Source organism: Kitasatospora sp. SC0581, from assembly GCF_048159585.1.
Taxonomy (GTDB): Bacteria; Actinomycetota; Actinomycetes; order Streptomycetales; family Streptomycetaceae; genus Kitasatospora.
Window position 1 is genome coordinate 1 of sequence record NZ_JBLRWA010000030.1, and the last position, 17,764, is coordinate 17,764.

General features: G+C 76.5%; 10 protein-coding genes and 1 pseudogene. 6 read left to right on the top strand and 5 right to left on the bottom strand.

What is annotated here, in order from left to right:
- Positions 1-390: 390 nt before the first annotated feature.
- Positions 391-1,677 (bottom strand): annotated as a pseudogene (locus ACLWS4_RS30815) (PP2C family protein-serine/threonine phosphatase); the annotation flags it as partial.
- Positions 1,678-1,883: 206 nt separating this feature from the next.
- Positions 1,884-3,332, bottom strand: coding sequence for an NAD(P)/FAD-dependent oxidoreductase (locus ACLWS4_RS30820; RefSeq protein ID WP_079272033.1), 1,449 nt, complete (start codon positions 3,330-3,332; stop codon positions 1,884-1,886).
- A gap of 476 nt (positions 3,333-3,808) precedes the next feature.
- On the opposite strand from ACLWS4_RS30820, the gene ACLWS4_RS30825 reads away from it, so the two are divergent.
- Together ACLWS4_RS30825 and ACLWS4_RS30830 are read left to right on the top strand one after the other, a co-directional pair.
- On the top strand, positions 3,809-4,696 hold the full coding sequence (locus tag ACLWS4_RS30825) for a TetR/AcrR family transcriptional regulator (protein ID WP_241852827.1): 888 nt from the start codon (positions 3,809-3,811) through the stop codon (positions 4,694-4,696).
- Between the two features lie 339 nt (positions 4,697-5,035).
- Positions 5,036-7,288, top strand: a complete 2,253-nt coding sequence (locus tag ACLWS4_RS30830) for a sigma-70 family RNA polymerase sigma factor (RefSeq protein WP_416875851.1) — start codon at positions 5,036-5,038, stop codon at positions 7,286-7,288.
- Positions 7,289-7,410: 122 nt separating this feature from the next.
- On the opposite strand, the gene ACLWS4_RS30835 is transcribed toward ACLWS4_RS30830, so the two are convergent.
- The 3 genes from ACLWS4_RS30835 to ACLWS4_RS30845 form a co-directional block, all read right to left on the bottom strand.
- Complete coding sequence (locus ACLWS4_RS30835; RefSeq protein ID WP_049660456.1) at positions 7,411-8,115, bottom strand: DsbA family oxidoreductase; 705 nt, start codon at positions 8,113-8,115, stop codon at positions 7,411-7,413.
- Between the two features lie 109 nt (positions 8,116-8,224).
- Complete coding sequence (locus tag ACLWS4_RS30840; RefSeq protein WP_074002090.1) at positions 8,225-8,746, bottom strand: universal stress protein; 522 nt, start codon at positions 8,744-8,746, stop codon at positions 8,225-8,227.
- Between the two features lie 115 nt (positions 8,747-8,861).
- Positions 8,862-11,021: an asparagine synthase-related protein gene (locus tag ACLWS4_RS30845; RefSeq protein ID WP_416875852.1), complete on the bottom strand. Its 2,160-nt coding sequence runs from the start codon at positions 11,019-11,021 to the stop codon at positions 8,862-8,864.
- 821 nt (positions 11,022-11,842) lie between these two features.
- Between ACLWS4_RS30845 and ACLWS4_RS30850 the strand changes: the two genes are divergently transcribed.
- From ACLWS4_RS30850 to ACLWS4_RS30865, 4 genes are all read left to right on the top strand, one after another.
- Positions 11,843-13,270, top strand: a complete 1,428-nt coding sequence (locus ACLWS4_RS30850) for a hypothetical protein (RefSeq protein ID WP_049658584.1) — start codon at positions 11,843-11,845, stop codon at positions 13,268-13,270.
- Positions 13,271-13,758: 488 nt separating this feature from the next.
- Positions 13,759-15,336 (top strand): TROVE domain-containing protein, encoded by a 1,578-nt coding sequence (locus ACLWS4_RS30855; RefSeq protein ID WP_416875853.1) that lies wholly within the window; start codon positions 13,759-13,761, stop codon positions 15,334-15,336.
- Between the two features lie 123 nt (positions 15,337-15,459).
- Positions 15,460-16,290 (top strand): tRNA (guanosine(46)-N7)-methyltransferase TrmB, encoded by an 831-nt coding sequence (trmB, locus tag ACLWS4_RS30860; protein WP_049658578.1) that lies wholly within the window; start codon positions 15,460-15,462, stop codon positions 16,288-16,290.
- 115 nt (positions 16,291-16,405) lie between these two features.
- Positions 16,406-17,755, top strand: coding sequence for a PrsW family intramembrane metalloprotease (locus ACLWS4_RS30865; protein WP_416875854.1), 1,350 nt, complete (start codon positions 16,406-16,408; stop codon positions 17,753-17,755).
- Positions 17,756-17,764 lie beyond the last annotated feature (9 nt).

Here is a 17,764-nt window from a genome sequence, read left to right on the forward strand (position 1 = left end):
TCGGACCGCCTTCCAGCGGACCCTCCGGGCTTCGTTCTTTCGTGTTTCCAGCTTATCAGATGTTTTCCGCTCCGTTTCCGGGGCTTCGTTCATCCAACTCGCCGGTGTCTTCCGGGGTTTGACGCCCTGTCCGACGTTTCAAACTCTAGCCGATCCCCGCTCCGAAAAGCGAATCCGACCGCAACCCGATAAAACGAGCACGCCGAATAAGCACCAGGTCACAGCGCCGAAAAGCGCAAACGACCGGCACGAACCGGAAGTGGTGTTTCAGAGGATTGGCCACCGCGGGACCGTCCGCGCAGATGCGTGTCCGGTGCTCCCTGCCAGGCAGCTCGAAGAACACTAGACCTCTGGAGTCGCCGGGTCAAGTGGCGCAACCGAATTCTCGGTGCCCTCCTCCGCCGGCAGCTGGAAGGCCAGGACGGCGACGTCGTCGTCGTGCTCGGAGGTCACGCCCATCGCCCGCAGCAGCCGGGCGCAGATCACCTCGGGGGCGCCGATCGCGCCGGTCAGGGTGCGGGCCAGGAGGTCGAGGCCCTGGTCGATGTCCTCGTCCCGGCGCTCGACCAGTCCGTCGGTATAGAGGACACCGGTCGTACCGGGGAGCAGGCGCAGGGTGTGGGAGACGTGCAGGCCGCCGCCGGTGCCGAGCGGCGGGCCGTTCTGCTCCTCGCTGCGCAGGATGGTGCCGTCCGGGCAGCGCAGCAGGACGGGGAGGTGTCCGGCGGAGGCGTAGGAGAGGGTGCGGCGCCGCGGGTCCCAGACGGCGTAGGTGCAGGTGGCGATCTGGTTGGCGTCGATCTCCATGGCGAGGCCGTCGAGCAGGCGCATCACCTCGTGCGGCGGGAGGTCGAGGCGGGCGTAGGCGCGGACCGCCGTCCGCAGCTGGCCCATGACGGCGGCGGCGCGCAGGCCGCGGCCCATGACGTCGCCGATGACGAGTGCCGTGCGCCCGCCGTCGATGGCGATGACGTCGTACCAGTCGCCGCCGACCGCGGCCTCGGCGCCGCCCGGCTGGTAGGTGGCGGCGACCCGCAGGCCGGCCGGCTGGTCGAGCTTCTGCGGGAGCAGGCTGCGCTGGAGGGTGACGGCGGCCTCGCGCTGGCGGCGTTCCGCTTCGCGCAGGCGGGCCGCGGCGAGGACCTGGTCGGTGACCTCGGCGGCGAAGATCAGCACGCCGGCGGGCGGTCCCTCGGCGGGGGCGTCGCCGCCCTCCCCCGTGCCGAGCGGGACGCAGGAGACGTTGTAGTAGCGGTTGCCGGTGAGGCCGAGGATGCAGCGGGCCTTGACGCTGCGCGGGCGGCCGCCGCGGATGACCTGGTCCATCAGGGGCAGGACGCCCATGGTGGCGAGTTCGGGGAGCGCCTCGGCGGCCGGCAGTCCGGTGGGGCGTTCGCCGAAGAGTTCGCGGTAGGCGCGGTTGGCGTAGCCGAGCTGGTGGAGCGGGCCGTAGGTGACGGCGACCGGGGCGGGGATGCGGTTGAGGACCTCGCGCAGGTTCTGCGGCTTGTGCGGGTCGGGGAGCTCCGCGGTGGCGGCGGGGCCGGCCGGGTCGCGGGGGCCGGGCACGACGACGCCCTCGGGGCAGGGCGCACCGTCCTCGGTGCCGGTCCCGGGGGGCGGGAGGGCACGCCAGGGGACTCCGGCGAGCCGGGCGCTCCAGCGCATGAGGTTCAAACGACGGCCGCTTCCTCGTTTTCCAGGCATATCATCACTTTTTGTGTGCGCAGCAGCACACGGGGTAATGACCAGGTCGGGCTGATCCTGTCAGGCGGAGGCCCGGTTCCGGAAGTCGCGCGCCCGGCGTGGCCGCCCGATCCGCCGTCCGACCCACTCCCCGGTTCGCCGTCCGGTCGGCCGCCGGCCCGGGTCGGCGGCCGCGGTCACCGGGGAGCATCGGGGCCGGCGTCGGACGGCCGTCCGGGCTCGGGGCCGAACCCCTCCTCGAAGGCCGAACGCGGGTGCTCCATCGCACCCAGCGAGACCGGCTCGCGGGAGAACACCCCGCCCAGCACCCAGTCCATCAGCACCCGCACCCGGCGCTCGGTGCTCGGCAGCCGCCGCAGGTGCCGGGCCCGGTGCAGCCACCAGGCCCGGCGGCCGGTGAGCCTGCCGCCGCGCCGGGTGTGGGCGACGGCCCGGTGCGGGCCGAGCGAGGTCGAGCAGGCGGCGGGGCCCGGCCGGTAGTCGGCCAGGCCCGGGGCGTGCGGGCCGCCGTCCAGGGCCACCACGACGTTGCGGGCGAGCAGCTCGGCCTGGGCGAAGGCGTGCTGGGCGTTGGGGGCGCAGGGGGCGCCGTCCGCGTTCGGGTCCGGTACGGCGGCGCAGTCGCCGGCCGCCCAGACGCCGGGCAGGGCGCGCCCGTCCGGTCCGACGGCCTGCAGGGTCGCCAGGCACCGCACCCGGCCGAGGGTGTCCAGCGGCAGGTCGGTCGCGCGCAGCAGCGGGGACGGCCGGACGCCCGCCGTCCAGACCAGCGTGCGGGCACCGAAGCGGCTGCCGTCGGAGAGCGCCACGACCCGGTCGGCGGCGGACTCCAGGGTGGTGCTCAGCCGGATGTCGACGCCGCGTTCGCGCAGCTCCCCCAGGGTGTGCCGGGCGAGTTCGGGCGACTCCTCGGCGAGGATCCGGCCGGTCGCCTCCACCAGCACCCAGCGCAGGTCCTCGGCGCGGACGTTGTGGTAGCCGCGCACGGCGGTGCGGGCCATGTCCTCCAGCTCGGCGAGCGCGCCGACGCCCGCGTAGCCGGCGCCGACGAAGACGAAGGTGAGCGCGGCCTGGCGCAGCGCCGGGTCGCGGGTGGCGGAGGCGAGGTCGAGCTGCTCCAGGACGTGGTTGCGCAGGCCCACCGCCTCGCCGACGGTGGAGAAGCCGAGGCCGTGCTCGGCGAGGCCGGGCACCGGCGCCGTGCGGGAGACCGATCCGGGGGCCACCACGAGGACGTCGTAAGGGAGTTCGACCGGGGCGGGGGGTTCGCCGGGGCCCGCTGCGTCGGCCAGGGCACGCCGGGCGGCGTGTTCGATCCGGGTGATCCGGGCGGTGAGCACCCGGCAGTCCGGCAGGACCCGGCGCAGCGGGACGACCACGTGTCTCGGGTCGATCGAGCCGGCCGCCACCTCGGCCAGCAGCGGGTGGTAGGTGAAGTACGCCTGGGGCTCGACGACGGTGATCTCCGCCTCGCCGCGCCGCAGCCGTTCCCGCAGGGCGCGCTGGAGGTGGAGTGCGGCGGCCGTTCCGGCGCAGCCGCCGCCGGCGATCAGGATCCTGATGGTGCGCCTCCTGCCGATGCGACGTTTCGTCCCGGCCACCCCGCGGCCGGGGGTGTCCCCCATCACGCCCCCTATGAAGGACCGGCGGGGGTCGTCTTGTCCACAGTCCGTACGGGGCTGGTTGCGACGCGAGTGACCGTCGTGGCCAGTTGTGCCTACTGGGCGACTTTCTGACGCACTTTCGGCCTCGGAGAGTGGTGAACTATGGTCGGATTGTGTACCGGGGCGGCCGTCGCCATGACAATCGGCGGCGACGCACCGTGGAGCGGCCACTACGGCCAGTTCCAGCGTTGGCGTGAGAACCCGACTGGGGGACGGTCATCCGGGGAAGGGTAGTTCCCGGACAGGGCCCCGGTCGGTGCCGACGCGCCGAGCCGGACGTGGACCCGGCACGGCGGCACGAACCGTGGTCACCGGATCGGGACGGGCGGCACGAGCATGGGTCATCGGGTCACTTCTGACGGGCCGAGCTGCACCGGGGGGTGCAGGGGCGGGCGACGACAGGGTCCGGTTTCGGACGCCTGCGGGGGAGAGTTGGGATGATGGATCAGGAGCAGGTATTGGGGCGGGCGGGTGCGTCGCAGGTCGGACCGGGCATGGTCCCCGAGCAACGCGGCCCGGTGGACCTGCCGCAGGGCGGAACGGCACCGGCCGGTCTGGCCCGGGCGGCCGTCCCGTACCGGGTCGAGCCCGCGCCGGCCGCCGTGCCGGTGCCGGGGGCCCGGTTGCGGGTGGACGCCCGGCGGAACCTGGAGAGCGTGCTGCGGGCGGCACGCGAGGTGTTCGGCGAGTTCGGCTACGGCGCGCCGATGGAGGAGGTGGCGCGCCGGGCCGGGGTCGGGGTCGGCACCGTCTACCGGCGCTTCCCGAGCAAGGAGGTGCTGGTCCAGCGGATCGCCGCCGAGGAGGTGGCGTGGCTGACCGCGCAGGCGCGGGAGTCGCTGTACGGCGGTGACGGCGCCTGGGAGGCGCTGGCCGGCTACCTGGCCCGCGCGGTGAGCAGCGGCGCCGGGCGGCTGCTGCCGCCGGAGGCGTTCCGGTACGCGGAGGAGCTGGGCCGGGTGCCCGAGCAGCGGGCGGCGGAGCCGCCGGCCGCGGTCCGCTTCGACCTGCGCGGCGAGGAGGCCCGTTCCGGCGGGGCGGTCGAGCCGTCGGCGGCCGACGCCGATCCCCGGCTGCTGCTCCAGCTGCTGGCCGCGCTGGTGGCGCGGGCCGGTGCGGCGGGCGAACTGCGGCCGGGCGTCACGGTGTCGGACGTGGTGCTGGTGCTGACGGCCTCGGTGCCGGTGCACGCGGCCCGTCCGTCGGTCTCCGCGCCGACGGCCGTCGGTTTCTCGCCGATTTCTCCGCAGACGGAGGGCCAGCCGGTCGCCGGGCCCTCGGACCGGCTGCTGCAGATCCTGTTGGACGGCCTGCGGGAGCGCTGACGCCCGTCGGCCGGCCGGGCCGCCACGCCGGACGGGCACGGGAGTTGGGAGGAGGACCGGCGCGCGACCCGAGTGCGCGCGCCGGGGTGCGGGAGTCGCACACCCCACCACCGCACGCTGGGCGAACGCCCCCGCGACGGCCCCTCGGAGGAGTGGAAGGCGACCGGTCCGGCTACCGCCGATCCCTGCGCTATGCCATCCTTTGCCCGTGGTTGGAGCCAATGTCCCGATGCGCGCCGTTCGCGCGCCGTCGGCGCCGTACGCCGGGGAACCGTGCGCCTACGCACTCCCGCGCGCCCTGCCACACTACGGGGGCTGTCGTGGAATCTGGGGTCCGTTGTGAGCGCCGAGGAACAGAACGACTACGGGTACGGCCTCGACTTCGGGGGCCGCTCCGGTGAGACCGCCGAGGGGTCCGCCGCGGGCCCCTGCAGTCTCGGCAGCGCCGGCGGTACGGCCCAAGTGCCGGGCGCCGCAGCGGGTTCGGCCGCCGGCCACGTCCCCGACCAGGCCGGGATGCCCAGCCGCGAGACGCTCTCCGCCTCCGCCGCCGCACTGCCCCCGGGCCGGGTGCCAGGGCAGGCCCCGGCGGGCCGGGGCGGCGTCGCCCCCGAGGCGTTCGTCGGCGAACCGTTCACCGGCGACGGCCGCACCGCCCGGCCGACCGTGCCCGCCCCCGCCGACCCGGTGGACGGCGAGCGCCCGGCCTCCGACTCCGAGTTGACCGCCCGGGTGCGGGCCGGCGACGACACCGCGTACGAGGAGATCTACCGCCGGCACGCCGACTCGGTGCGCCGCTACGCCCGTACCTGCTGCCGGGACAGCTTCACCGCCGAGGACCTCGCGGGCGAGGTCTTCGCCCGCACCCTGCAGGCGCTGCGGGCGGGCAAGGGCCCCGAGTTCGCCGTCCGCGCGTACCTGCTGACCGCCGTGCGCAACGTCGCTGCCGCCTGGCACCGCAGCGAGCGGCGCGAGCAACTCGTCGACGACTTCGCCGTGTTCGCGCAGACCTCGGCCGCCGTGGTCGACTTCGACCTCGCCGACCCGGGCGCCGACGCCTGGGCGATGGCGATGGCCGACCAGCGGATGGTCATGCAGGCCTACGCCGAACTGCCCGAGGACGACCGGATGGTGCTCTGGCACACCGAGGTCGAGCGGGAGTCCCCGAAGACCGTCGCGGTGATGCTCGGCAAGACCGCCAACGCCACCGCCGTCCAGGCCCACCGGGCCCGCGACCGGCTCGCCGCCGCGTTCCTCCAGGCGCACGTCTCGGGCAGCCAGGACAGCGCCTGCGAGGCGTACGCCAACCGGCTCGGCGCGTACGCGCGCGGCTCGCTGCGCAAGCGGGCCTCGGCGGAGGTCGGCCGGCACCTCACTGAGTGCGACCGCTGCACGGCCGCCTGCCTGGAACTGACCGAGATCAACACCGGGCTGCGCGCCCTGCTGCCCGGCGGGGTGCTGGTCTGGATCGGCGTCGGCGGGTTCGGCGCCGCCGCGGCCGCCGTGGGCGGTGCCGCCGCCGTCGGCGGTGCGGCAGCGGCCGGGACGGCCGCCGCGACCTCCGGGTCCGCGGGAGCCGCGGGCGCTGCGGGCGCTGCGGGCTCGGCCGGTGCGGCCTCCGGCGGGGGCGGGGCCGGCGCCGCCGCGGCCGGCGAGGGCCTGGGCACCGCCGCCAAGGCCGGGATCGCCGCCGCCATCGCGGTCGCCGCGGCCGCCGTCGCCGCGTACGCGCTCACCGGCGCACCCGAGCCGCAGCCCCCGGCGGCCGCTCCCCCGGCCCCCAGCGCCCCGGCCGCCGCCTCCCCGGCGCCGCCCGCGGCCGCGTCCGCCGCACCAGCGGCACCCGCCGCGGCCCCGGCGCCCGGCGCCGCCGCACCGGCCCCGGAGGCGCCCGCGTCGAGCGCCGACACCAAGCCGGCCGCCGCGTCCACGCCCGCCCCGCCGCCCGCCACCACCCGGGCGCCGGAGTCCGGCACGCCCACGTCCGGCAGCCCGAAGACGCCGACGCCGACCTTCACTCCCCCGGTGGTGCCCGTACCGAGCCTGCCGCCGCTGCCCACCCCCGACGTGCCGGTCGTCCCGACGCCCACCCTGCCGCCGGTGCCGACCCCGACCGTCCCCACGCCGACGCCGCCCGTGCTCAGCGACTTCTGGGGCAACTCGCTGCCTGTGCTCAAGCCCGGCAGCAACCGGGTGCCGCCGCCCGAGCCGAGCATCCGGCAGAAGGACAGCGACAAGTTCTGGCAGCGGGACGGCGGCTGGATCGGCGGCGACTACCACCCGCACGTGATCACCGTGCACGCCCCGGCGGCCACCGTGATCGACCTCAACCGCACGTGCACGTCCTTCGACGCGCTGGCCGGGGTGGACGACGCCACGATCTCGCCGGGCGGGGTCGTCTTCACCGTCCAGGGCACCGACGGCACCGTCCTGTGGCGCTCCCGCGCGCTGGCCGTCGGCGACGACGCGGTGCCGGTGCACGTGCCGCTGGCCGGGCAGAAGGCGATCAAGCTGTCGGTCACGCCGGTGAGCGGGATCTGGTCGGCGCTGAACGTCGCGGACTGGGCCGAGGCCCGCTTCCGCTGCTCGTGACCCGGGCGCGCTCCGGGCGGGCATGACGGAGGCCCGCTCCAGGGGTGCTGGAGCGGGCCTCGGGTCCGCGGTGCCGTGCCCGGGTGGGCCGCCGGGGTGGGCGGCCTGGGCCCGGTCGGCCGTCAGATGGCGCAGGAGCCGTCCGCGCAGGCCTCCCCGGCCGGGGCGACCTGCACCGGGGCGGGGCGGCGCTCGCCGATCTCGGCGGCGACCTGCTCCAGCACCTTGCCGAAGGTCGCGGCGTCCTGGCCGCCCTGGACGGCCCACTTGCCCTCGAAGACGAAGGTCGGCACGGCGCTGATGCCCAGCTCCCGGCCCTCGGCCAGCTGGGCGTTGACCTCGGCGGTGCCCTCGTCGCCCGCCAGGTAGGCGGTCACCCGGTCCCGGTCCAGGCCGGACGCCACGGCGACGTCGGTCAGCGCGGCACGGTCGCCGACGTCGACGCCGTCGGTGAAGTGCGCCTTCAGCAGCGCCTCCTTCAGCCGCCCCTGGACGGCCGGGCCGTACTCGGACTCCGCGAGGTGCAGCAGGCGGTGGCCCAGGAAGGTGTTGGCGTGCAGCGCGGCGTCGAAGTCGTACGCGATGCCCTCGGCAAGGCCCAGCTCGGCCACCCGCGCGTCCATCGCCACCGACTGCGGGCCGTAGCGCTCGGCCAGCCAGGCGCGGTGCGGGCTCGCCGTGGCGGGGGCGTCCGGGACCAGCTGGTACGGACGGTAGACGACCTCGACCTGCTCCTTGCCCGGGAAGTCCGCCAGGGCCTGCTCGAAACGGCGCTTGCCGATGTAGCACCAGGGGCAGGCGATGTCGCTCCAGATCTCGACCTTCATGCGGGGGGCTCCAGGGGGCGTCTTGTGGGATGGGGACAAGATGGATGAACGATGAACCATCTCGGTACATTCCCGGCACCACCTGGGCGTCTTTCCGCCCCGCTCCAGGTCAGGCCGCGGGCGGCGCCGGCACCACCAGCACCGGGCAGGCCGCGTGGTGCACGACCGCCGAACTCACCGAACCCATCAGCAACCGGGCGAAGCCGCCGTTGCCCCGGGTGCCGATCACCAGCGTGTGCTGCCGGGTCGCCGCCTCCAGCAGCACCTCGATCACATTGCCCAGCACCACGTGCAGCGACAGCTCCCCCGCGTACGGCACGGGACGCCGGCGCTGCACGGCGGCCACCGAGCGGCGCAGCCCGTCCGCCATGCTCTCGACCAGCGTCTCCACGCTCTCCTGCACCAGCTCCGCCATCCCCGGGGGGTAACCGGCCGGCGCCGGGTTGACCACGGCGAGCACGTACAGCGGCAGCCCGAACAGCTCGGCCTCCGTCATCGCCCGGTCCAGCGCCCACAGCGACCCGTCCGACCCGTCGCACGCCGCCAGCACCCCGGGCGGCCGCCCCGCCGGCGGCCGCCCGAGCACCGACAGCACGACCGGCACCTCCCGCCCCGCGCTCCCACCGGCCACCGCACGTCCTCCTCACCCCGGATCCACACCCCCGCCATCATCACCGCCCCGCCGATCCGGACCCGGCAACCGCGCCGCAGGGCGGGGAGGGGCGGGCCCGGGCGCCGGCGGGGGTTCAGGAGGTGAGGGCGGGTTGCCGGGGGGTGGGGAGGCCGGTCCAGCAGGCGCCGTGGCGGCGGGCGCGGATGCGGCGGAGCCAGAGTTCGGTGGAGACGAGGTCGGCGAGGCCGGCGAGGGCGGAGGGGGAGAGGGGGGTGGCGGGGTCGGCGGACTGGGCGAGGCCGGCCCGGACGGCGGGGAGGTCGATGAGGCCGGCTTCGGCGAGCAGCGGGGCGTCGAAGAGTTCGGCGAGGCCGTCGGCGGCGAGGCGCAGGCCGGTGCGGGCGGGGGCGGCGCGGTCGGGGCGGGGGACGCGGCCCCAGTCGGGGGGCAGGTCGGTGCGGCCGGCGCCGGTGAGGACGGCGTGCAGGAGGGCGTGCCGGGCGCCGGGCTGGAGGCGGACGTCGTCGGGCAGCAGCCGGGCGGCGCGCACCACCTGGTTGTCGAGGAAGGGCGCGTGCAGCCGTTGGCCGGGCTGTTCGGCGGCGTGCACGAGCGTGCGGAACCCGCGCGCCTGCCGGTAGAGGGCGTGCCGGGCCCGGTGTGCGCCGGGGTGTTCCCCGGGCGCCGGTCTGCGCGCCGCCAGGCGGAGCCGCAGCGCGACCGCGGAGAGCGCCTCGTCGGACAGCCAGCGGGCGGCCGGACCGGGCACGCACCAGGCGAGGTCGGCGGCCGAGCGGGCCCCGGCCGTACCGGCGCCGTCCGGGACGTGGCGGGCGGTCAGCCTGGCGGCCGCCTCGTCCAGCGCCTCGGCGTAGCGGACCCGGGAGAGCCGGTGGGCGGCCCGGACCACGGTGAGCGGGGTGCGCAGCGTGCCGGTGAGGACGCCCGCGGCCGCCCGGTCGGCGCCGGCCAGCGCGACCACCGGGGACAGCAGTTCGCGCGGCCGGCCGGCCCGGAGGAGGTCGGCGAGCCGGGCCGGGTGCCCGTCCAGCACCTGCCGGGCGCCGTAGCCGGTGAGGTGGTCGGTGCCGCCGGCGTCGAAGCGGGCCTCGGCCCGGGCGGCGGCGACGAGTTCGGGCCCGGGCTCGTCGGTGAGCCGGCCGGACCGCGGGTCGGCGCCCGGCCCGGCGTACGGGAGGGTGTCCGGGCCGGGGTCGAGCACGGTGTGCCGCAGCCGCGGGGTGTCGGGGGCGAGCGCGAGGCCGGCCGGGGGCTCGGTCTCGCCGAGCGTGACGGCGGCCAACTGCTCGGGGGCGGCGGGTTCCTGGGCGGCGGCGCGGGCCCAGGAGCCCTTGACCGCACCGCTCCTGGCCCCGGCCGCGGCCGCCCGGACCACCGCGGTGGACGCGGTCGCCGACGGCAGCGGGACGGCGGCGGCGAGCAGGGCGACGGTCGCGGAGGCCGTCCCGTACGACAGGTCGACGCCCAGCCGGGCCCGCCCGACCGGGTCGGCCGGGTCGGCCGGGTCGGGGACGGGGGCGGGCGAGGTGGGGCGGACCCGGGAGCGGACGGACTCCAGCAGGGCGCGGGTGAGTTCGCGGACGGCGGGCGCCTCGTCGCGCGGCTGCTCGGCGCCGGCCGGGTCGTCGTAGCCGGACAGGTACGGGCGGCCGCCGCGGATGCCGAGCACGTGCCCGGGCGGCACCCCCTGGACGCCTTCGTACGGGGTGCCGGTGCCGAGCGCCTCGGGGGACTCGGGGCAGGCGAGCCGGGCGGCGAGGTGGCCGGTGTCCAGCGGGGCGCCGACCAGGTCGGCGAGCGGCAGGGCGGCGGTGGCGTACGCGGTGCCGCCGGCCCACGGGGTGTGGAAGACGGGCTGGGCGCCGGCGAGGTCGGTGAGCAGCAGGGTGGACCGGGTGCCGGAGCGCAGCACGACGGTGTAGCTGCCGGGCCAGGCGGTCAGGTGGCGGACGGCGCCGCCGCGGGCGGCGGCGAGGCCGGCCGCGAGTTCGGCGTCGGTGGCGCCGCAGTGGCCGAGGACGGCGAGCCGGGAGGTGGCGGGGGTGTCCTCGACCTGGTCGGGGGCGGTGGGGCCGGTGCTGACCACGGCGGGGGCGCCGGGGCGGAGGGTGACCAGGCGGATCTCCCCGGGGCGCCAGTCGCCCACGGCCCAGAGCGGGTCCGGTCCGGCCCAGAGCGGGCGCGCGGCGATCGGCTCGACCCTGGCCAGCGCCTCGTACGCCGGGGTGCCCGCGCTCGACGCGCCCGTGCACCAGCCCGTCAGCCACCGCATCGCGCCTCCACCGGACGAGGACCTGCATCCGTGCGGTGCGTTCGTTCGCCGCCCGCCGGGCGGCCGGGTGGTGTGCCGTGGCGGCCCGTGCGCGTCCCGGCGTGCCCCCGCAGCTCGACGCGCCGTCAGTGGACATCGTGCCACCGCGGGCGGTCGCCGTGGTCGGTGTTTCGGGTTCCGCTTCCGTTCGGACCGCCCGTTCGACCGCCGCGGCGGCGGGGCGGCCCGGCCCGGGTGCGCCTGGGGATGCATTCAAGGGCCCGGGGCCCGGGCGGCGCCCGATCACCCCGGGTGGGCAAGTTCCGTGCCTCGGAGGGGAGTTCGATCGTCCGGGTGCTCCCGGGGGGCGGACGGGCCGGGCCTCCCCCTCCCCGGCCCGGACCGCCGACGAACGCCTTTGGCATGGGCATCGCGAGATGGCCGAAAGGCGTCGCCCGGCCCGGGAGGGCATCCGCACGCCCTCCCGGACTCCACCGCCGCCCGCGGGGATTGAGGCGGCGGCGTCCCCCGGCCCGCCGGGTCCTCGACGGCAGGCCGACCCACGACCACCAGCGAATCGCCGACCTGCCGGTCGGGCCAGGGGGCACGGCCGGGCGCACGTGTACACGGGACCGGAGCACGACGCTCCGGAGCGCCGCGCGGTCGGCCGGATCCGAGTGGTCCGGACCAACTCCGGTGCGGCACCGGCGAGTGCGCGATCCCGCCATCCGGAATGCGACCTCTTAACCGTCGGAACGCGTCCGACTACGCTAGGTACAGCAGCTACGGCCCGGTGCCGCCCGGGCCCCGCGCACAAGGCCGCAGGAGGTGCCGCCGCCACCATGACCGTCAGCCCACGTGGACCGAACGAACGGCTCGGCACGCTCCTGACCCTCGCCCAGATCAGCAACGCCGGACTGGCCCGCCGGGTCAACGACCTCGGCGCCCAGCGCGGGTTGACCCTGCGGTACGACAAGACCTCGGTGGCCCGCTGGGTCAGCAAGGGCATGGTGCCGCAGGGGCCCGTCCCGCACCTGATCGCCACCGCCATCGGCGGCAAGCTCGGCCGGCCCGTCCCGCTGGAGGAGATCGGCCTGGGCGACACCGACCCGGCGCCCGAACTCGGCCTGGCCTTCCCGCGCGAGGTCGCCGACGCGGTCCGCTCCGCGACCGACCTGTGGCGGGTCGACCTCGACCTGCGCCGGGGCCCCGGCGGCGGCCGCTGGAGCGACAGCCTGGCCGGCACCTTCTCGGTGGCCGCCTACGCGACCCCCGTCTCCCGCTGGCTGATCACCCCGGCGGACGGCTCGGTGGCCCGCGAGGTGCCGCGCTCCCCCACCGACACCTCCTCCTACCGGGTCGGCCACTCGGACGCCGCCAAGCTCCGCGAGGCCGCCCAGGAGGCCCGCCGCTGGGACTCCAAGTACGGTGGCGGGGACTGGCGTTCGTCGATGGTGCCGGAGTGCCTGCGGGTGGAGGCGGCACCGCTGCTGCTCGCCTCGTACAGCGACGCGGTCGGCCGGGCGCTGTTCGGCGCGACGGCCGAACTGACCAGGCTGGCCGGCTGGATGGCCTTCGACACCGGGCAGCACGAGGCCGCCCAGCGCTACTACATCCAGGCGCTGCGGCTGGCCCGGGCCGCCGCCGACGTGCCGCTCGGCGGCTACGTGCTGGCCTCGATGAGCCTCCAGGCCGGCTACCGGGGCTTCGCCGAGGAGGCGGTCGACCTCGCCCAGGCCGCGCTGGAGCGCAACCGGGGCCTGGCCACCGCCCGCACCATGAGCTTCTTCCACCTGGTGGAGGCCCGGGCCCAGGCCAAGGCCCGCAACGCGGCGGCGTGCGCGACGGCGCTCGGCGCCGCGGAGAGCGCGCTCGAACGGGCGCGCGCCGGGGATCCCGATCCGGCGTGGATCGACTTCTACGCCTACGACCGGCTCGCCGCCGACGCCGCCGAGTGCTTCCGCGACCTCGGAGTGCCCTCCAAGGTCCGGCAGTTCACCCGCGAGGCGCTGGCCACGCCCACCGAGGGCTTCGTCCGCTCGCACGGCCTGCGGCTGGTGGTCTCGGCGATGGCCGAGGCGGAGGCGGGCAACCTGGACGCCGCGGTCGCCGCCGGCGAACGCGCCGTCGAGGTGGCCGGCCGGATCTCCTCGCAGCGCAGCCGGGAGTACGTGGTGGAGATGCTCCGGCGGCTGGAGCCCTTCCAGGGTGAACGCCGGGTACGGGAGTTGACCGAGCGGGCGCGCGCGGTGATCGTCGCCCCGGCGTGAGCGCCGGAGCGGCGACTCAGGCTGGTCATCGGACGGCGACCGGAACAGCGACCGGAACGGCGAGAGGGCCCGGCGGTAATTGAGGTGCGCCGGCGGGAGGGGCCTGGCTAGGGTTTCTCCCGTCCAGGTGCGCAGGCAGAGGTTACTTCCACTCTTAATGGGCGTGTCGCGGGTTCGAGTCCCGTCACCGGCTTCGGGCCGGTGTAGCTCAGTCGGTAGAGCAGCTATGTCACCTCAGCCGTCCTCGATCTCTGGACACCCACACGTGAACAGTTCGTCCGCACCTCCCGGTGCGACGGCAGCGGTTACTTCTTGGTGAGGCGCCCCCTGGGCGCTGCGGTTCGAGCCCGCGAAACACCGCCGCCACCTTTGATCTCGGGAGGCGGCTCCTCGTGGTGCCCGGGTCCCGTCAGCCGTGACGGCCCCGGGCACCGCTGCCGCAGCACGCCTCCCTCCCACCGACACCAGCACGCCGAGGGGGCTGCCGCATGTCCAGGTTCAACGTCCGCGGGGCCAAGTCCGGTCCGAGTTCGCCGGTGACCACCACCGGCGCGCGCACCGTCAACCACAACGGCGGCACCAGCTTCGTCCGGGACCGCAAGTCCGAGCTCTTCCTGCTCGCGGTGGCCAACATGGTCGGCCAGGACACCTTCCACGAGCGCGGCGGCGAGCGCGACGACCGCTACACCGCGCTGGTGCGCGAACTCGCCGTCGCCGAGCCGGAGTGGACCCTCGGACTGCTGCGCTGGCTGCGCCACGCCGCCCAGCTGCGCACCGCCGCCCTGGTCGGCGCCGCCGAGTTCACCCGCGCCCGGCTGGACGCGGGCGCCCACGGCCACTCCCGGCAGGCCGTCGCGGCGGTGCTGCGGCGCGCCGACGAGCCCGGCGAGCTGCTCGCCTACTGGACCTCTCGCTACGGCCGGGCGCTGCCCAAGCCGCTCAAGCGCGGTGTCGCGGACGCCGTCCGGCACCTCTACGACGCCCGCTCACTGCTCAAGTACGACACCGCCGGCAAGGGCTACCGCTTCGGCGACGTGATCGAGCTGACCCACCCCTCGCCGGACCCGCGGAAGCACTGGCAGGGCGCGCTGTTCGCCCACGCGCTGGACCGCCGGCACCGGCCGGAGGAGGCCGTCCCGCCGGCCGCCGACCGGGTGCTGACCGCCAACCGCGAACTGCTCGCGCTGCCCGTCGAGGAGCGCCGGGCGGCGGTGACCGCCGAGGGCGGCGCGGAACGGCTGGCCGCCGCCGGGCTGACCTGGGAGGCCCTGGCGGGCTGGCTGCAGGGCCCGCTGGACGCGGCGGTCTGGGAGGCGGTCATCCCGTCCATGGGTCCGATGGCGCTGGTGCGGAACCTGCGCAACTTCGACCGGGCCGGGGTCCCGGACGCCGTCGCGGCCGAGGTCGCCCGACGGATCTCCGACCAGGACGAGGTGCGGCGCTCGCGCCAGTTCCCGTTCCGCTACCTGGCCGCGTACCGCAACGTCCCCTCGCTGCGCTGGGGGCACGCGCTGGAGACCGCACTCGGCCACTCGCTGGCCAACGTGCCGGAACTGCCCGGCCGGACGCTGATCCTGGTGGACCGCTCCGGTTCGATGTTCGACCGTTCCGGCGGGCCGACCGAGCTCAACCGGGCGGACTCCGCGGCGATCTTCGGCACCACGCTGAAGCTCCGGGCCGCCGAGGCGGACCTGGTCGAGTTCGGCACCACCAGCCGGGTCGTCGAGGTCGGCCGGGGCGAGGCGGTGCTGCGGGTGCTGGAACGGTTCTCCAGCCTCGGCGGCACCAACACCGCCGACGCGGTCCGGGCCCGCTACCGGGGCCACGACCGGGTGGTGATCGTCACCGACGAGCAGACCGGCCCGGGCCACCGGGGCGGTGACCCGCTCTCCGCCGTCCCGGCCCACGTGCCCGTCTACACCTGGAACCTGGCCGGCTACGCCCCAGGCCACGGTCCCGGCGGCGGCGCCCACCGGCACACCTTCGGCGGCCTGAGCGACGCGGCCTTCCGGCTGGTCCCCCTCCTGGAGGCCGGGGCGAACGCCCGCTGGCCCTGGGAGGAGTAGCGGGGCGGCGGAGGCTTCGGGGGCGGGTCGGCGCACCGGACGGAGGGCGGGCGGACGGGCTTGGATGAGCCCGGTCACAGGCCCGGCCGGGGCGCCCCGGCAGCCCCGTAGACTCGGTTGATTGTGACTGCCACCGCCCCGATCCCCCAGCCCTCGCCGTCCGCCCGGCTGTCCGCCGCGCCGGCCGCCTACCCCGCGCCGATGTACCCGCACAAGGCCACCGAGGCCCAGCACCGCGAGCGTCGCATCCGCAGCTTCCAGCCGCGCCGGGGCCGGATGACCAACGCCCAGGCGAGCGCCCTGGACCGGAGCTGGGAGACGTACGGCATCCCCATCGACGGCACCCCGCTGGACCTGCCGGAGCTGTTCGGCGGCCTGCCGGTGACCCTGGAGATCGGCTTCGGCATGGGCGAGACCACCGCCGCGATGGCCGCCGCCGACCCGGCCACCGGCATCCTCGCCGCCGACGTGCACACCCCCGGCCACGGCAACCTGCTCGGCATGCTGGAGCGCGACGGCTCCCGCAACGTCCGGACGGCCGCCGGGGACGCGGTGATCCTGCTGCGCGACATGCTCCAGGACGCCTCGCTGGCCGGTCTGCGGGTCTACTTCGCCGACCCGTGGCCCAAGCCGAAGCACCACAAGCGCCGGCTGGTCCAGCCCTCCTTCCTCGACCTGGTGCTGCCCCGGCTCGCCCCCGGCGCCCTGGTGCACTGCGCCACCGACTGGGAGCCGTACGCGGAGCAGATGCTGGCCGTGCTGTCCGCCTCGCCGGAGCTGGAGAACCTGCACCCCGAGGGCGACGGGACCGGCTGGCTGGAGCCCGCGGACCACCCGGACGGCAGCGTCCCCGGCTACGCCCCGCGGCCGGACTGGCGTCCGGTCACCAAGTTCGAACGGGCCGGGATCGCCAAGGGCCACGTCGTCCACGACCTGCTGTTCCGCCGCCGCTGACCCACCGGCCCGGTTCGAACGGGCCACCGCGCGGCGGCCGTACGGGCGGGACCGGGACGGCCGGTTCGTCCCGAGTCCTCCCGGCGGGCCGCCGCCGTGGCCTACCCTGTGCCGCATGGGCAGCCCGTCCGGCGGCGGGTTCCGGGCGAACGGTCGGACGACGGTCGCCGCCGCCGGCGCACCGGAGACGGTCCCGCGCACCGGCGACACCCGGACCATCCCGGGGCCCCGGAGGCACCGGGCCCACCGCCCGCTGCCCGCTCCTGGCACCGCCGCCGTCCCGGTAGCGGCCCGGCCCCCGGCCGTCGCCCCCGCCGCGACCCGGACGCCCGCCGCCCCCGCCACCCCCGGAGCCCCGCCGGGCCGCAGCCGCTCGGTGGCGCTCTCCTCGGTCACCGCGACCGCCGTGCTGACCCTGATCGGCTGCGGGGTGCTGATCCTGCACCTCGTCCAGCGGCAGACCGGCACCGTCGGGCTGCTGGTCGGCCTGGGCCTGGCGATGGTGCCGCTGCCGTTCGTGCTCGGCGGCCTGGCCTGGCTCAACCTCACCGCCCGGGTGCCGCTGCGGCACACCGTGTTCTGCCTCGGCTGGGGCGCCTGCGCGGCCACCACCGTCGCCATCCTGGCCAACAACTGGACGGCGAACTACCTGGCCCGGTACCGGGGCCCGTTCGGGGAGCTGCTCGGCGCCGGGATCGCCACCCCGGTGATCGAGGAGACCGCCAAGGCCACCGCCCTGCTGGTGCTCCTGCTCCCGCTCGGCCAGCGGCTGCGCTGCCACGGCCGCCGCACCGGGCGCCCCTGCGCGCCGCTGCTGCGCCGGTCGCCCGCGCCCCGGAGCCCCCGCCCGTACCCGCGCCACCCGGTCGGGCCGCACGCCCGCGGCCGGCCGCGGCTGCGCCCGTACCTGCGGCCGCTGCCCTACCTGCGCCCGGCCCCGCCCTCCGGTGCGCCGCACCGCCGCTCCCGGCCGCGCACCCTGGCCGCCGGGGCGGTGCTCGGCGGGATGACCGCCTGCGGCTTCGCGTTCACCGAGAACGCCCTCTACCTGGGCCGGGCCTTCACCAGCGACCAGCGCCAGCGGCTGGACAGCATCGGCCTCGGCGACCCGCCCAGCCTGCGCGACTTCGACAGCACCGTGCAGACCTTCGTGCTGCGCGCCCTGCTCTCCCCCTTCGCCCACCCGCTGTTCACCGCGCTCACCGGGATCGGCCTGGCCCTCGCCCTCACCACCGCGCGGCGCTGGCTGGCCCGGCTGGCGGTCCCGGCCGGGCTGCTGCTGGCGATGGCGCTGCACGGCACCTGGAACGCCGCCGCCGACCTCGGCACGGACGGCTTCCTGGTGGTGTACGGGGCGCTGATGGTGCCCTGCTTCGCCGCGCTGGTCTGCTTCGCGGCCTGGGCCAGGTGCCGCACGGGCCGGCACGCGGCGCCCGCCCGGCGGCGGGCCGCCCGGGTGCCCTGAACAGGTGCC

Excerpts from the sequence above, each read along its gene's own strand:
- ACLWS4_RS30820 (WP_079272033.1), bottom strand. The coding sequence starts at position 3,332 with ATGGGGGACACCCCCGGCCGCGGGGTGGCCGGGACGAAACGTCGCATC.
- ACLWS4_RS30825 (WP_241852827.1), top strand. The coding sequence starts at position 3,809 with ATGATGGATCAGGAGCAGGTATTGGGGCGGGCGGGTGCGTCGCAGGTC.
- ACLWS4_RS30835 (WP_049660456.1), bottom strand. The coding sequence starts at position 8,115 with ATGAAGGTCGAGATCTGGAGCGACATCGCCTGCCCCTGGTGCTACATC.
- ACLWS4_RS30845 (WP_416875852.1), bottom strand. The coding sequence starts at position 11,021 with ATGCGGTGGCTGACGGGCTGGTGCACGGGCGCGTCGAGCGCGGGCACC.
- ACLWS4_RS30850 (WP_049658584.1), top strand. The coding sequence starts at position 11,843 with ATGACCGTCAGCCCACGTGGACCGAACGAACGGCTCGGCACGCTCCTG.
- ACLWS4_RS30855 (WP_416875853.1), top strand. The coding sequence starts at position 13,759 with ATGTCCAGGTTCAACGTCCGCGGGGCCAAGTCCGGTCCGAGTTCGCCG.
- ACLWS4_RS30865 (WP_416875854.1), top strand. The coding sequence starts at position 16,406 with ATGGGCAGCCCGTCCGGCGGCGGGTTCCGGGCGAACGGTCGGACGACG.